The following is a 14,937-nucleotide window of genomic DNA, read 5'->3' as shown; positions in this document are numbered from 1 at the left end:
ATGGCAGGCGAATTTAGTCGTACTAGTCGGATTGGTGACCAGCTCCAAAAGGAGCTGGCGTCCTTGATCCAGTTTGAAGTAAAGGATCCCCGATTGGGGTTGGTTACTGTCAACGAAGTGCGTGTTGCAAAAGATTTAGGTTATGCGGACATTTATTACACCGTGCTCGGTAAAGATGATCAGCCAGAAGTTTTGGCGGAAAATCAGGCTGCACTAGACAGTGCAAAAGGCTTTTTGCGTCGTCGTTTGGCTAAAGAAGTAAAGCTTCGTGTTATGCCACATTTACGTTTTCATTATGACCAGAGTGTGGTCAATGGTTCGCGAATGTCTGCTCTTATCGACGAAGCAATTCGTGATGATGAGACAAAAACCGGTAACGAAGACGAGTAATGAGTTCGTATGTCTAAGACAAAATGGCGTTCAGTAGACGGTATTGTTCTACTGAATAAGCCCATCGGTTTGAGCTCGAACCAAGCGTTACAGCGTGTGCGCCGCCTTTATCGTGCAGAAAAGGCGGGACACACCGGAGCGCTTGACCCTTTAGCAACCGGTATGTTGCCATTGTGTTTGGGTGAAGCGACCAAGTTTTCGCAATTCCTATTGGATGCAGATAAGCGTTATATCACTTGTATTCAGTTAGGGAAAAGAACCACTACGGGAGACCGTGAGGGTGAGATACTGAGTGACGAGGCGATTCCAACGCTAACTGATGCACAGCTTGAGCTAGTATTGGATTGTTTTCGAGGTGAGATAGAGCAAATTCCTCCTATGTATTCTGCTTTAAAGCATGAAGGTAAGCCTCTGTATGAATATGCTCGCCAAGGCATTGTTATAGAGAGAAAGCGCCGCCGTGTTACTATTGCTAATCTGACTCTCTTGTCTAGAACGGAAGACACGCTCACGTTGGATATTCAATGTACCAAGGGCACTTATATTCGAACCATTGGTGAAGACATTGGTGAAGCGCTTGGTTGTGGGGCTCATTTGCATTCTTTGCATCGTGTTTCAACGGCGGGTTATTCTCCAGATGGTATGTTGTCACTGGAAGAGTTTGAACGCATTGCTGAACAAGGCGAGACGGAGCTAGACACCTATTTAATGACAATGGATACTGCTGTTGAACATTTGAATAGAGTAGAACTGCTTGCTGAAGACACAAGAGAAATGTTGTTTGGTCGAAGTGTCTCTAATCTTACGTCATTTGACGACGGAAGCTTGGTTAGACTCTACGATCATAATACGCAGCGTTTTTTAGGCTTAGGAGTATTAAAAGATACTATTATTAGGCCGCATAGACTCGTAAATACCAGTGAGTTAGCTAATAATTAATGTTAGACTTGCTCGCCTAGGATAACTGAAAATATGCTCGGCTATCCTTTACTTTTAAATAGCATATTAATTTGGAGATAAAGATTATGGCATTAACTGCAGAATCAAAAGCAGCATTGGTTAAAGAGTTTCAAGTAGCGGAAGGCGACACTGGTTCTCCTGAAGTTCAAGTAGCATTGTTGACTAAGAACATCGAAGGTCTACAAGGTCACTTTAAAGCTCATATCCATGACCACCATTCTCGCCGCGGTCTAATCCGCATGGTAAACCAACGTCGTAAATTGTTGGATTACCTTAAGCGTAAAGATGCAGCGCGTTACACTGGTTTGATCAAAAAACTAGGTCTGCGTCGCTAAGACTGAGAAAGGGCCATAAATTATTATGGCCCTTTTTTAATTGGTCTCCCAAGGGACAGCCTGTACTTCATATGTGTTTTTCTCGAATGATATGAACGAGATAAAAGAGTGCATATGAGTACTGGCTTAAAAAGATGGTCTTTGGGAGAAAGCAATTTTTTTAACAAAAAGGAATACGTGTGAGTATTACGACAAAAACTTTCCAGTTCGGTAACGATACCGTAACGCTAGAAACAGGCCGCATTGCTCGTCAAGCAACAGGCGCCGTTCTATGTACTATTGGCGATGCACAAGTACTTGCTACTGTTGTTGGCGCTAAAACAGCAAAACCTGGCCAAGACTTCTTCCCATTGTCTGTTCATTACCAAGAGCGTGCTTACGCTGTCGGTAAAATCCCAGGTGGTTTCTTAAAGCGTGAAGGTCGTCCTTCAGAAAAAGAAACACTGACATCTCGTTTAATCGACCGTCCAATTCGTCCATTGTTTCCAAAAGGTTACATGAACGAAGTTCAGGTTGTTTGTATGGTTATGTCGACTAACACTAACCTAGACGCTGACATCGCGGCTATGTTGGCAACGTCTGCTGCATTGACTATTTCTGGTATTCCATTTAACGGCCCAATCGGTGCGGCACGTGTTGGTTTCAATGATGAGTCAGGCTACATTCTTAATCCTAGCTACTCTGATCTAGACGGTTCTTTGTTGGACATGGTTGTAGCGGGTACGAAAGACGCGGTCCTAATGGTTGAGTCTGAAGCACAAGAGCTTACTGAAGACGAAATGTTAGGTGCTGTTCTTTACGCACACAAAGAAATGCAAGTTGCGATTACTGCGATCACTGAATTTGCGGCTGAATCGGCTAAACCTCGTTGGGAGTGGGAGCCGGAAACGGTTAACGTTTCTTTGACTGACGCTTTAGCAACAGGTTATGCAGCGCAAATTGAAGAAGCCTACGGTATCAGTGAGAAAATGGCGCGCTACGCTAAATTAGGCGAAGTACGTAATGCTGCTATCGCCGCTTTGGTTACTGAAGGTGGTGAGTTTACTGAAGCCGACGTTACGGGCGCTTTCTCTAAACTTGAGAAACGTACGGTTCGTCGTCGTGTTATCGATGGTCAATCACGTATTGATGGTCGTGATAATAAAACAGTTCGTCCAATCAGCGTCGAAGTGGGCATGCTTAGCAAAACTCACGGTTCTGCTTTGTTTACTCGCGGTGAAACACAAGCAATTGCGACTTGTACTCTAGGTACAAGCCGTGATGCGCAAATGAGTGATGGTTTGACGGGCGAAAGTAAAGACAGCTTCATGCTTCATTACAACTTCCCTCCATACTCTGTTGGTGAATGTGGTCGTATGGGCGGTGTTGGTCGTCGTGAGATTGGTCACGGTCGTTTAGCTCGTCGTGGTGTTCAAGCTGTATTGCCAAGTGAAGACGAATTCCCATACACAATTCGTATCGTTTCTGAGATCACTGAATCAAACGGTTCAAGCTCTATGGCGTCTGTTTGTGGTGCGTCGTTGGCGATGATGGATGCAGGTGTTCCTCTTAAAGCCCCAGTTGCTGGTATCGCAATGGGTCTTATTAAAGAAGACGATGGTTTTGCTGTATTGACTGACATCTTGGGTGACGAAGATCACCTAGGTGATATGGACTTTAAAGTTGCTGGTACAGAAGAAGGTATTACAGCACTTCAAATGGACATTAAAATCGAAGGCATCAATGAAGAAATCATGGATATCGCTTTAACCCAAGCAATGGAAGCGCGTAAGCATATCCTACGTGAAATGGCTGTTGTCATTGGTTATGCTCGTCCAGAAGTTTCTCCAAATGCGCCATCTATGGCGACGATCAAAATTGATCCTGAGAAAATTCGTGATGTTATCGGTAAAGGTGGTGCGATGATTCGTTCTATTACCGAACAAACGGGTGCGTCTATCGATCTTGATGATGATGGTACAGTACGCATTTATGCGGCTGATAAATCGTCTTCTGATGCCGCTTTATTGAAAATTCATGAAATCACAGCGGAAGCTGAAGTGGACAAACTTTACAAAGGTAAAGTAGTTCGTCTTGCTGAATTCGGTGCTTTCGTAAATATCTTACCAGGTAAAGATGGTTTGGTTCATATCTCTCAGATCGCTGAAGAGCGTATCCGTGCGGTGACAGATTTCCTTTCAGAAGGCCAAGACGTTATCGTTAAAGTTCTAGATGTTGATGCGCGTGGACGTATTAAATTGTCTATGAAAGACGTAACAGAAGAAGAAAAAGCCGCTTACACTGAGTAATGACTTAGTTGAACGATAGGTTTAAAAAGGGTGCTATTTGTAGCACCCTTTTTTTGTGTTTAATGGAATAAATCAATTAAGATAGAATGGTCTAATATTAATTAACCCCAATGAATCGATCGGCCTTAATGGCGGACTTACTTATTAATGAAGGGAAGTACGATGAAATTGAAACTTGCAGTTGTCTTGGTTGCCAGTGTTGCTTTAGTCGCGTGTAGTAAAGATGTTGTAAACACCCCAGCAGTCGCCGTTCCAGACTGTGTGTTCGCAGATGGTTCAAATCAAGCGGCTCCTGATTGGGTTTGTGGTGCACCACTAGAAGGTGTGGCTTTGTCCGCTGTTGGTTACAGTGAAAAATCAGCGGCAGGGCCAAATTATATGAAACAAATGGCCGCGACAGCCGCTCGAGTAGAGTTGGCCCAAGTGCTGAGTGTTGACTTGCAAAATATGGTAAAGCAGTACGTTGAGACCACAGGCGCTGGCGATGCAGAAACAGTCGACCGTGTGAACAGCGTTGTAACCAAACAAGTGACTGAGCAAAAATTGATTGGTTCTCAGGTGGTTCGTCAAATGCCAACACCGTCTGGTGGTCTGGTGGTATTAGTGGGTCTAGACCCCGCGCAAGCAGAAGGTATCGCAGAAAGCATTTTGCGTACTTCTATGAGAAATGAAGCGGCTCTGTTTCAAAAGCTTGAATCTGAAAAGAGCTTCGATGAGCTAGCATCAGAAATTGCGAAACGCCACGCTAACTAACCTATAAGTGATGAGTAACAGTAATATAGTTGCTCATCACTTACTATTTTTCATAAGGTTATTTACTAGGTGTTTTTGTCATCAAAGATGGGGGTTGGCTTCTTATTTTCATCGACGGCGACGAAGTTAAAATGTCCTGTTACGGCTTTTGTGCGTTTATCGCTATCAAGCTGTTCGAGAAAAATGGACACTTCTACCTTTAGTGAGGTTCGCCCAACGTGAACAACACGGGCAATTAATTCTACCAATATACCAGAAGGGATAGGTTGTTTGAAATCGATCTGTTCTGTCGAAATAGTCACCATCGTTTTTCTAGAAAAACGCGTTGCTGCAATATAAGCCACTTCGTCCATCCATTGCAGGGCGATGCCTCCAAATAATGTGTCATAGTGATTTGTTGTGGCTGGAAACACCATTTTAGCGACACGTGTTTCTGATATTTCTTCACGTTTTTGAATGAGTAGCTTGTTCATGTTAGTAAAACCCTTTCTTGCGATGATTCTGTTGAGCAGCATTATACTCGTTGCTTTTAGTGGTTGTGATGCCCGTTTTAAACCGGAGACTGTTTTATCGGGGTATTTAACAGATTTAAATCGTTCTCAGTCCCTCTCTATTCCTTCACCAGCAATTGTAATGCCAATGAGCTTGCCTGCATTACGAGATCGTCAGAAAGTGTTATCCACATTTGATATTGGGTTGTTAGATTTTTTATCTCTGCAGTATTGTGATGTTGGCATGGTAGCGGGTAAAAAAAACAGTATTCTTGGTAAGGTTATGCCTGATAGTCAGCGGTTCTTGTACGAACTGGATATTATCCGAGCTATTGAGTCATGTGATATTACGGATGTGGACTTGGCGAAAGAGTTGGGTCGAATGGCCCAACAAAAGCGTCTTGAGCTGCCGGTGGCTTTTGGTAATGCACTTTTTAATGGCGCGGAGGGGAAAGCGTTTTTTAGTTTGTCTAATGGTTTTATCCCTCTGGGTTATTCCTCTGCCGACCAGCAGGCATTATTGGGCGCGTTGCACCGTTTGGTTGATATAGGAAAAGGTCTTAGTGATTTACCGAAGGTTGATGCAGATGTTTTCGAAGGCGATTTGAAAACATTAATGGACAGTGAATATGCTGGGAGATTGTTGTACACATTAGCCCAAATAACACGTTATTTAACGTCAGTATCGAATGAAGTGGGTGGATTGGATAGTGCTACATGCGGACCTTCTATGGCATATATTAAGCAGCAATTTGAAGTGCATTACGTCAATATCATTCAGCCTTACATGGGCAGAATAAATCACAGTGCGTATCAAGTTTTGCCTCTTCTTAATCAATTGGCCGAGTTGAGTGTTCCGCTGAGTGCTGAAATGTCGGTCTTTTTAAATCAATTTTCATTGACTAAGTCAGGCACTGAATGGCTACGCTATCAGCAATCTTCTCAATCACATGCTAAAAACTGGAGTCGTTTGTTTGATTTGTGTGCTATTTCACTTAAAGGATAAATTTAGATTCGTATATTGATTTGTTGCTCTAAACTTTCAACCGCATCGTATTGGTAAGCGGGACCTTCTGCTAATGGCTCGAAGCTCAGTGCCTTTAATAAGGCGATATTCGCAATGGGGTTTTCTTCAATACTGTGGGAAAAATGCATTGGACGAGTAATGGCATGTGGTTGATGAAAACTCAATGCGTCAGATGTATTTATTAATGGTGGACCTGGCTGACTAAACAAACTCATTAATAAGGCGAATTGAGCATTGCCAGAAACCGGTTTGCCCGCTTTACTATTTTGGGTTACCTGTGTTTCAACAATTTCTCTGATATTCATCTAGATGCCTATTAAATTATCTACGATAACGCTATCGGCACAGAGTGATTTTTCTTAAAGAAAACAGTGAATTAATTAGAACAACTGCACAGGGGGCGCACGGGTGTTATTGGCATTTGCTCAATATTGGGGAAATAGAATTTTATTGCGGTTGTTAAATGTTATTTTTTGTACGTAGGTTCATCAAAATTTGTTCAATGTGTGGCTCAAACTGTATAAGCATCGTACTATAAAGCATTATAGATCAACTGTATTTTAGGAACTGTTGTTTTTATTAAGACAAGTGAGCCGTTTTATATCAGTGCGGTGAGGCATAGCGAATGCATGATATCAATGAACTGATCGACAATGTTAGACGCAATGAAGAGATCGCGCGTAAGTTTTTTGAAATAGAGCGTTGTATTCTTTCGATTGGTCGTTGTGATCAGTTTGTTTCCACGTTAACCAAGGAAGTGCAAAAACAATTTAGAGTGCCCTATGTTTGGGTGAACCTGATTAATGAAGCGCCTTTGTCTCATCTGATAGAGAGCTTGGAAAAAATGCCAGACCTACGTGATCGAGTCTTGTTTACAAGGCGGCGCTCCATGATTGATATCATCAAATCCAGTAATAAAACGATCTTGGTTAATACAAACTTAAGCCGTTGTTGGGAGATTATTCCTGCTGCATATCGCGATATTATTTCTTCTGTCGCCATTTCACCGTTGACTATTGATGGTGAGTTGGTCGGATTATTTTGTCAGGCAGATTCGGACAGTACTCGCTACGACGCCACGACAAAAGATACTTTTCTACTTGATCAGTTAGCGATTAAAATTTCGATCTGTCTGAGTAATGTGACGGCCAGAGAAAAACTTGAATACTTAGCAACGCGTGACCCCTTGACTGGCTTGTTAAATCGTCGACAGTTAGAGCTCATGTTGGATCGTGAATTTGCAAGATCAAAGATGAAAGAGCGTGACTTAACAGTAGTGTTTATTGATTGCGATGCCTTTAAATCCATTAATGATACATTGGGTCATAATTGTGGTGATGAGGTTTTAGAATATATTGCTAAGCGGTTGTTAAAGTACGTTCACAAACAAGGGTTGGCGTTTCGTTTTGCAGGTGATGAGTTTGTCTTTGTGATGCCTGGTAAGACTTATGAACAAGCTTTGTTAGTGGCAGAATCAATTCAAGAATATCTACAATCTAATCCTTTAAGGTATAAATCTAATCTTGTACCTATTACTATTAGTTATGGTGGTGCAAGTGTTATGTCTGATGCGCCTGTTAACTACAAGCATCTGCTGAAAGTGGCAGATGAGCGTCTCTATGATTATAAAAACAACCGTAAAAGATTGGTGCCGACGAAAGTCTTTAAATTTTTAAATAGGCTAAGATAGTTTGTAATTTTATTACATTATCGCGCTTCTTTATCAATTTTTCGGTATTTTTCACCTCATTTTTGTTGTAAAATTTCAAAAAAATCAAATAGGGTTCGTTTATGTCCCATGCTTTAATCGCTGATCTTGGTGGAACCAATGCGCGTTTTGCTTTAGTTCCTATTGGTCAATATGAGCCTCAAGAAGTCAGAGTGTTTCCTTGTGATAATTACGAGAGCTTTTTTGATGCCGCCGCAGATTATATTGAGCACTGTAGTGTTGATATGGGTAAAATCGAAGCGATTGTGTTGGCGATTGCGGGCCCTGTAAATCAACCAATAATCCGCTTTTCAAATAACCCATGGCACTTTACTCGTGCAGAAGTGCAATCCTATTTTGGCGTTGATAAAGCCGTTGCGTTATTGAATGATTTTGATGCCGTTGGGCATTGTTTGGAAATTCTTACCCCGCAAGATATGGTTGTTATTGGCGAAAGCTCGGTCATTGATCCTAAAGGCGCTTGCTGGGTGGTTGGTGCCGGAACTGGGTTGGGTATTTCTTGTGTGGTTCCCCAAGATAACGGCCCTAATATGGTTTTGCCTGGAGAGGGTGGTCATGTCGATTTGTCGGCTTGTAACGAAGTCGAAGATGATATTTTGAAATTTCTACGTACTCGTCATAAGCGCGTATCTGCGGAGCGTGTTTTATCTGGAATGGGGCTGGAAAATATATACGAAGCTTTGGCTTTGCGTGAAGGAATTAAGAGGCGATTAACCGCACCTGAAATCGGTGAAGCATTAAAATCCGGCAAAGACCCTATTGCTGAAGCCGCTTTAGAGCAGTTTTTTGTGTTTTTAGGTCGAGTTATTGGTGATCTTGTTTTGTCGATTGAGTCTCGTGGTGGTGTTTATATTGCGGGTGGTATTGTCCCTCGTTATTTGAATGAAATACTTAAAAGTGGTTTTCGTGATGCGATGCAGGATAAAGGTCGTATGAGAGCGTTAGTTTCACCTATTCCGACTTTTGTTGTGATATCTGAATACCCAGGTCTGATGGGTTGTGCCTGTTATGCGTCCTATCTTGTGTCGAAAGCCTAGATTAGTTGGAGAATAAAGAATGAAGGCCAGTTTAAAAGCCTGTGATGTTGTAATTTTTGGTGGTGGTGGCGATCTTGCTATGCGTAAGTTGCTCCCTGCTTTATTCCATTTAGATATGGATGGTTTGCTTGCTCCAACGACCCGTATCATCGGTGCTTCAAGACGGGAAGTGAGCACTGAAGAGTATCAGTCAAAGATTCGAGCTGCGCTTGATGAGTTTGTACCTTCTAGTATCGGTGATGAAAAAACATGGCCGCGTTTTAAAGAACGTTTAAGTTATATTTCAGTAGATGCTCAACAAGAGTCTGATTTCTCTCGATTGAATGATCACAGTGTTGGTAGTGAAAATCGAGATGTTGTTTTTTATCTTGCAACATCACCTGATTTATTCGGTTCTATTTGCACGTCATTAGCGGCTCATGGTTTGAATGCGGGTCGCATGCGAGTGGTTCTTGAGAAACCACTTGGTCGAGATCTAATTTCCTCTCGCGCGATTAATGATGAGGTAATGAAAAACTTTAATGAGCAACAAGCGTTCCGTATAGATCATTATTTAGGTAAAGAAACTGTACAAAATTTGCTGGCGATCCGTTTTGGTAATACGCTTTTTGAGCCTTTGTGGGACAGCGCGCACATTGATAACGTGCAAATTACCGTGTCTGAAACGGTTGGAGTTGAAGGTCGTTGGGGCTATTACGACAATGCTGGTGCGATGCGGGATATGGTGCAAAACCATTTGATTCAGCTTTTATGTTTGGTGGCAATGGAGCCGCCGGGTCGAATGGATGCTGATTCAGTTCGTGATGAAAAAATTAAAGTGCTAAAAGCCTTGCGCCCTATTACAGGGGCTAATGCTTATAATAAGACCGTGCGTGGTCAATATGCGAAAGGCATGATTAAAGGCAAAGACGTAAAAGGTTATTTCGATGAAGAGGGCAGCAACCCAAACTCAAGAACCGAAACGTTTGTTGCATTGCGTGCTGATATTGATAACTGGCGTTGGGCTGGCGTGCCGTTTTACTTAAGAACAGGTAAGCGCTTAGGTCAGCGTTATTCTGAGATTGTTATTCAATATAAGGCTGTGCCACACAGTATTTTTAATGATGAAAGTAATCGTCAGTTACAACGAAATCAGCTCATTATTCGTCTTCAGCCGGAAGAAAAAATTTCTTTAACGGTCATGAATAAAGTGCCTGGTGTGAGCGAAGGGATGAATCTTCAGCCTGTTGATTTGAACTTAAGTTTGACGGAAGCGTTTATGGATAAGCGTAGTCCAGAAGCTTATGAGCGCTTACTGTTGGATGTGATGCGTAACGATGCCACTTTGTTTATGCGTTATGATGAGGTGGAAGCCGCTTGGAAGTGGGTAGACGGTATTATGTCTGCTTGGAGTCAAACCAGTGAGCGACCTAAAGAATACGCTTCTGGTTCTTGGGGCCCTGCTGCATCGATGGCGTTGCCGATTAAAGACGGCCGTAATTGGCATGATTATTAGGTCTTAAAATAAGGAAAATACGATGACAACTTCTTATACTGCAGAACAGGTAATGACAGCAACACCTGTTGTTCCTGTGATTGTTGTAGATAATGTAGAGCAGGCTGTGGCATTAGGTAAAGCGCTTGTTGCGGGTGGTGTACCTGTATTAGAGGTGACATTACGTACGCCGGCTGCTCTAGAGGCCATTACAGCGCTTCGTAAAGAGGTGCCTGATGCTATTGTGGGTGCCGGTACAGTTTGCTCTCGTGCACAATATATTCAAGCCATTGAGGCAGGTTCACAGTTTATTATTAGTCCGGGAATGACCGCCGATTTATTGGCTGTCGGTAAAGAATACGATGTGCCTTATTTGCCAGCGGTCGCGACTATTTCAGATATATTATTAGGGATGGAATACGGTTACGATCGGTTCAAATTTTTCCCAGCAGAGGTGAATGGTGGTGTTAAAGCGTTAAAAGCGTTTGGTGGACCATTACCTCAGATTAAATTTTGCCCAACGGGTGGTATTGGCGCGAACAACTTCCGCGAATACTTGGCGCTTCCAAATGTGCTTTGTGTGGGAGGTTCTTGGATCGTTCCGACAGACCTTGTTCAAGCGGGTAAGTGGGACGAAATTACTGAATTGGCAAAATCTGTCGCTCAGTAATACCTATATTGGGTTGATGTAGTATTATTTAAAAGGGAAAGGCGCCAGCCTTTCCCTTTTTTTGTTTCTTTGTTTGCCTTAGTTCCTGCTTATAGATTTTCTTCGGCAAACTCGGCGAGTCTGCTGCGTTCTATGCCATTCACATGCATGATGCTGGCGTATTTAAAGGATTTGGATTTCTCGACCAAATAAGTGAGGCCTGAGGTGAGTGGGGTGATGTATTTGTTGTCAATTTGAGCCAAATTTCCCAGTACTATAATTTTTGAGTTGCTACCAACCCGAGTTACGATTGATTTTAGCTGAAACTGTGTTAATCCTTGAGCTTCATCTATGATTATTAGAGCGTTGTTAAAGGAGCGTCCGCGCATAAAATTTAACGATTTAAACTGTATATTCGCTTTTTGTTTTACATAATCGATACTACTGAACGAGTGCTCATCCGCGCCATGTAGAATCTCTAAATTGTCGTCAAAGGCGGCCAGCCAAGGCGCCATTTTTTCTTCCTCGGTTCCGGGTAAGAAGCCAATGTCTTCTGCCATTGGAGGTGTTGAACGAGCCACAATGATCTTATTGAAGCGCTTCTCTTCCATTGTTACTTGAAGGCCATACGCTAGAGCGAGTAGGGTTTTACCTGAGCCTGCTGGCCCTGTCATGACCATAAGGTCTGAGTTTTCATGGCGTAATAGGTAAAACGCCATAGCTTGTTCTAAATTGCGAGGAAGGATGCCCCAGAAATTTTGATTCATCAGATGTTGTTTGTTAACGTCGAGTAAATAAATAAACTCTTGATCGATATTGACCACAAAACCAATAAAATCCTCATCATCAATGACAAACATGTTGAGATGGATTTTTGATAAATGGCTTTTGTTAATCACATGAACGGTATGTCGACCATGGGCTTCCGTTTTTACGCTGTCTATGGTCGACCAAAAACTGCCCGTAAACTGAATATAGCCTTTACTCATCAAATCTAGATCATCAAGTACTCTGTCTTTTCGGTAGTCTTCTACGCGTTCAAGCCCTGACCCCTTTGCTTTAATTCGCATATTAATGTCTTTTGTCACAAGGCAGACAGAAGATCGTGGATGAGTGGCTTGTAAGCTTAGGCCGACATTGATGATGCGGTTATCATTGGCGTGATCGTGGTTGCCATTTAAAAATGGGATGTTATCAGTGAGGACGATTTGTTGATCTGGAAAAATGGCCAAAGAGCCTTCGCTACGTTGGTGCTGATTTTTGTCTACATCATTGCTGACGATACGGATGGGGACTCCGGCTTGTAGTTCGCGGGGAGACGCATCACCGACGATTTTATCAATGGTGTTAATGGCGACACGTGCTTCACGGCTAACATCCTTGTCTCGTCTATCCTTAATGACATCGAGCTCTTCAAGAACGGTCATTGGTATAACGACTTTATGCTCGGCAAACGCGTAGATAGCCAAAGGATCGTGCAGTAGTACATTGGTGTCCAGAACGTAGATTTTTTCCATAGATGTTACTCCTGTAGTGAACATGAAGTTTTCTTTTGAAGAGCGAATAAACGAACGAAACAAAAGGAGAGTTTTTTGTTTGTGAGGATTGAGTGTCTAATGCAGTAATAGGTGACCCAGCTGGAAATTATTCCCGCTTGAGATGGGTGTGGAATAGATATGTTTTGGTGATGATTATGGTTTTTTAGCAAGCTAAGCCTCACTGTCTTTATCCATACTCTAATTACAGTGTATGACAGTTTTGTTGCTACTGCTGGTTTTAAATGATTTTTTCAAAGGAGCGGGTATAAAAAAACCGCTGTTTTGGCAGCGGTTTTTTTGAATAAAATTTTATTTATTCGTCTAGGAAGCTTCGTAGATGTTCTGAGCGACTAGGGTGGCGTAGCTTACGCAATGCTTTGGCTTCTATTTGACGAATACGTTCACGAGTAACGTCAAATTGCTTACCAACCTCTTCAAGAGTGTGGTCGGTGTTCATGTCAATACCAAAGCGCATGCGCAGTACTTTTGCTTCGCGAGCGGTTAGACCTGCAAGTACTGTTGTCGTAGATTCACGCAACCCTTCAATGGTTGCTATATCGATAGGTGATTCAGCACCATCGTCTTCGATAAAGTCACCTAGATGTGAATCTTCATCGTCACCGATAGGCGTTTCCATCGAGATAGGTTCTTTCGCAATCTTCAATACTTTGCGGATCTTGTCTTCAGGCATGTCCATTCGGGCAGCCAATTCTTCAGGTGTCGCTTCACGACCCATTTCCTGAAGCATCTGACGAGAGATGCGGTTTAGTTTGTTGATCGTTTCAATCATATGCACTGGTATACGAATAGTGCGAGCTTGGTCAGCGATTGAGCGTGTTATTGCTTGGCGAATCCACCAAGTGGCATACGTTGAGAACTTATAACCGCGACGATATTCGAATTTATCGACGGCCTTCATTAATCCGATGTTGCCTTCTTGTATGAGGTCCAAGAATTGTAGACCACGATTGGTGTATTTCTTCGCAATCGAAATTACCAAACGCAAGTTGGCTTCAACCATTTCTTTCTTCGCACGACGTGATCGAGTTTCCCCAATAGAAATGCGGCGGTTGATTTCTTTTAATTCGGCAATTGTTAAGCCAGTGTCTTTTGAAACTGCACGAAGTTTACGCTGACTGCGCATAAACTCAGGTGAGTTTTCTTCAAGCGCTGCCGCGTAATCCGCACCAGAAGCAATTTGTTCTTTTAGCCAATCAGGATTGGTCTCATTGCTTGGGAAACGCTTCAAAAATTCCGTTCTTGGCATGCCTGACTTGCGAACACAAACTTGCATGATAAGACGTTCTTGATCGCGAACTTTTTCCATGCGAGAGCGTACACGGTAAACTAAATCATCAAAAATCTTAGGAACCAATTTGATCGGAGCAAAACTGATGCTTAATTCTTCTTGTTTGTTACGAACGGCAGGGTCTTGTCTATCGCTATTTTCTAGCAAGACTTTAAGTTCGTTGTATATGCGTGCGATGTCGTTGAAACGTAGAGCGGTTTCTTCTGGATCAGGACCGTTATCTGTTTCTTCTTCCTCGTCGTCAGTATTGTCGTCATCGTCAGAATTGTCTGTGGTGTCTTCTTCGACTGGTGGCTCTTCAGAAGTCAACTCTTCAAAAATAGGTTCTTCACCATCGCCATCAATGAAACCGCTAAAAATATCACTTAATCGGCCTTCTTCTTCCTGTACTTTTGCGTATGCGTTAAGCAATACGTCAACGGCGCCAGGGAAGTAGGAAATGGCAGACATGACTTCACGCGTACCTTCTTCGATTCGTTTTGCAATGGCAATTTCGCCTGCACGAGTCAATAGCTCAACGGTGCCCATTTCACGCATGTACATGCGGACAGGATCGGTTGTTCTGGTTATGTCGCCTTCTACGGCAGCTAAGGCCGCGGCTGCTTCTTCTGCAGCGGCTTCATCGGTAGAGTCACCTTCTTCCATAAGAAGGCTATCTTTATCTGGTGCAACTTCAGAAACCGTAATGCCCATGTCTTTGATCATGGCAATGATTTCTTCTACTTGCTCCGGGTCTGAAAGGTCATCAGGGAGGTGGTCATTAACTTCAGCAAAAGTTAGGTAACCTTGTTCTCTACCCTTGGAGATCAGCTCTTTGAGACGTGACTGTTGAGTGTCTGGCATTCGACAACCTATCGTTAGAAATTCATTTGGGAGTTTAGCAAGCCGCGGATTATAACAAAAATTATCACTCTCATCCACTTAATCCTATCTTTTCGAATAAAAAATAAGCGATTT

At 42.7% G+C, this 14,937-nt stretch carries 14 protein-coding genes; 10 read left to right on the top strand and 4 right to left on the bottom strand.

All coding sequences use genetic code 11. The features are described 5' to 3' along the window. The 5 genes from rbfA (at position 1) to M3I01_RS13760 (ending at position 4,726) form a co-directional block, all read left to right on the top strand. The gene (rbfA, locus tag M3I01_RS13780; RefSeq protein WP_112136868.1) at positions 1–390 is read left to right on the top strand and encodes a 30S ribosome-binding factor RbfA; all 390 of its coding nucleotides are present in this window, start codon (positions 1–3) and stop codon (positions 388–390) included. A 9-nt stretch (positions 391–399) separates the two neighbouring features. Further along, positions 400–1,329: a tRNA pseudouridine(55) synthase TruB gene (gene truB / locus M3I01_RS13775; protein ID WP_255896458.1), complete on the top strand. Its 930-nt coding sequence runs from the start codon at positions 400–402 to the stop codon at positions 1,327–1,329. An 86-nt stretch (positions 1,330–1,415) separates the two neighbouring features. Beyond that, positions 1,416–1,685 carry a 30S ribosomal protein S15 gene (gene rpsO / locus M3I01_RS13770; RefSeq protein WP_009835750.1) on the top strand — a complete coding sequence of 90 codons (270 nt, stop codon included), beginning with the start codon at positions 1,416–1,418 and terminating at the stop codon, positions 1,683–1,685. Between the two features lie 179 nt (positions 1,686–1,864). Next, the gene (gene pnp / locus M3I01_RS13765) at positions 1,865–3,973 is read left to right on the top strand and encodes a polyribonucleotide nucleotidyltransferase (RefSeq protein WP_255896457.1); all 2,109 of its coding nucleotides are present in this window, start codon (positions 1,865–1,867) and stop codon (positions 3,971–3,973) included. A gap of 162 nt (positions 3,974–4,135) precedes the next feature. After that, complete coding sequence (locus tag M3I01_RS13760; RefSeq protein ID WP_176334484.1) at positions 4,136–4,726, top strand: LPP20 family lipoprotein; 591 nt, start codon at positions 4,136–4,138, stop codon at positions 4,724–4,726. A gap of 65 nt (positions 4,727–4,791) precedes the next feature. Here the strand turns inward: M3I01_RS13760 and M3I01_RS13755 are convergent, their stop codons facing one another. Continuing rightward, positions 4,792–5,199, bottom strand: coding sequence for an acyl-CoA thioesterase (locus tag M3I01_RS13755; protein WP_255896456.1), 408 nt, complete (start codon positions 5,197–5,199; stop codon positions 4,792–4,794). Between M3I01_RS13755 and M3I01_RS13750 the strand changes: the two genes are divergently transcribed. Beyond that, positions 5,198–6,223, top strand: coding sequence for a DUF3080 family protein (locus M3I01_RS13750; RefSeq protein WP_255896455.1), 1,026 nt, complete (start codon positions 5,198–5,200; stop codon positions 6,221–6,223). The two genes, M3I01_RS13755 and M3I01_RS13750, sit on opposite strands and share 2 nt — an antisense overlap. A 2-nt stretch (positions 6,224–6,225) precedes the next feature. Here the strand turns inward: M3I01_RS13750 and M3I01_RS13745 are convergent, their stop codons facing one another. After that, the gene (locus tag M3I01_RS13745) at positions 6,226–6,549 is read right to left on the bottom strand and encodes a hypothetical protein (protein ID WP_255896454.1); all 324 of its coding nucleotides are present in this window, start codon (positions 6,547–6,549) and stop codon (positions 6,226–6,228) included. 320 nt (positions 6,550–6,869) lie between these two features. Between M3I01_RS13745 and M3I01_RS13740 the strand changes: the two genes are divergently transcribed. The 4 genes from M3I01_RS13740 (at position 6,870) to M3I01_RS13725 (ending at position 11,154) form a co-directional block, all read left to right on the top strand. Continuing rightward, positions 6,870–7,934, top strand: a complete 1,065-nt coding sequence (locus tag M3I01_RS13740) for a GGDEF domain-containing protein (RefSeq protein WP_112136881.1) — start codon at positions 6,870–6,872, stop codon at positions 7,932–7,934. A gap of 101 nt (positions 7,935–8,035) precedes the next feature. Further along, on the top strand, positions 8,036–9,010 hold the full coding sequence (gene glk / locus M3I01_RS13735; protein ID WP_255896453.1) for a glucokinase: 975 nt from the start codon (positions 8,036–8,038) through the stop codon (positions 9,008–9,010). 19 nt (positions 9,011–9,029) lie between these two features. After that, positions 9,030–10,505, top strand: a complete 1,476-nt coding sequence (zwf, locus tag M3I01_RS13730; protein ID WP_255896452.1) for a glucose-6-phosphate dehydrogenase — start codon at positions 9,030–9,032, stop codon at positions 10,503–10,505. Between the two features lie 22 nt (positions 10,506–10,527). Then, positions 10,528–11,154: a bifunctional 4-hydroxy-2-oxoglutarate aldolase/2-dehydro-3-deoxy-phosphogluconate aldolase gene (locus M3I01_RS13725; RefSeq protein WP_275565138.1), complete on the top strand. Its 627-nt coding sequence runs from the start codon at positions 10,528–10,530 to the stop codon at positions 11,152–11,154. An 89-nt stretch (positions 11,155–11,243) separates the two neighbouring features. Here the strand turns inward: M3I01_RS13725 and M3I01_RS13720 are convergent, their stop codons facing one another. Next, entirely contained in the window at positions 11,244–12,650 is a 1,407-nt protein-coding gene (locus tag M3I01_RS13720; protein ID WP_275565137.1) for a PhoH family protein, read from the bottom strand. Between the two features lie 334 nt (positions 12,651–12,984). Continuing rightward, positions 12,985–14,823 (bottom strand): RNA polymerase sigma factor RpoD, encoded by a 1,839-nt coding sequence (gene rpoD / locus M3I01_RS13715; protein ID WP_255896450.1) that lies wholly within the window; start codon positions 14,821–14,823, stop codon positions 12,985–12,987. Positions 14,824–14,937: the final 114 nt, after the last annotated feature.

This window comes from Marinomonas maritima (assembly GCF_024435075.2).
Taxonomy (GTDB): Bacteria; Pseudomonadota; Gammaproteobacteria; order Pseudomonadales; family Marinomonadaceae; genus Marinomonas; species Marinomonas maritima.
The sequence above is the reverse complement of the archived record's forward strand: the minus strand, read 5'-3'. Positions and strand labels throughout refer to the sequence as shown.

Coding starts and splice junctions, on each gene's coding strand:
- truB (WP_255896458.1), top strand. CDS start 400: ATGTCTAAGACAAAATGGCGTTCAGTAGACGGTATTGTTCTACTGAAT.
- M3I01_RS13740 (WP_112136881.1), top strand. CDS start 6,870: ATGCATGATATCAATGAACTGATCGACAATGTTAGACGCAATGAAGAG.
- M3I01_RS13755 (WP_255896456.1), bottom strand. CDS start 5,199: ATGAACAAGCTACTCATTCAAAAACGTGAAGAAATATCAGAAACACGT.
- rbfA (WP_112136868.1), top strand. CDS start 1: ATGGCAGGCGAATTTAGTCGTACTAGTCGGATTGGTGACCAGCTCCAA.
- M3I01_RS13760 (WP_176334484.1), top strand. CDS start 4,136: ATGAAATTGAAACTTGCAGTTGTCTTGGTTGCCAGTGTTGCTTTAGTC.
- M3I01_RS13750 (WP_255896455.1), top strand. CDS start 5,198: ATGTTAGTAAAACCCTTTCTTGCGATGATTCTGTTGAGCAGCATTATA.
- zwf (WP_255896452.1), top strand. CDS start 9,030: ATGAAGGCCAGTTTAAAAGCCTGTGATGTTGTAATTTTTGGTGGTGGT.
- glk (WP_255896453.1), top strand. CDS start 8,036: ATGTCCCATGCTTTAATCGCTGATCTTGGTGGAACCAATGCGCGTTTT.
- M3I01_RS13745 (WP_255896454.1), bottom strand. CDS start 6,549: ATGAATATCAGAGAAATTGTTGAAACACAGGTAACCCAAAATAGTAAA.
- rpoD (WP_255896450.1), bottom strand. CDS start 14,823: ATGCCAGACACTCAACAGTCACGTCTCAAAGAGCTGATCTCCAAGGGT.
- rpsO (WP_009835750.1), top strand. CDS start 1,416: ATGGCATTAACTGCAGAATCAAAAGCAGCATTGGTTAAAGAGTTTCAA.
- M3I01_RS13720 (WP_275565137.1), bottom strand. CDS start 12,650: ATGGAAAAAATCTACGTTCTGGACACCAATGTACTACTGCACGATCCT.
- M3I01_RS13725 (WP_275565138.1), top strand. CDS start 10,528: ATGACAACTTCTTATACTGCAGAACAGGTAATGACAGCAACACCTGTT.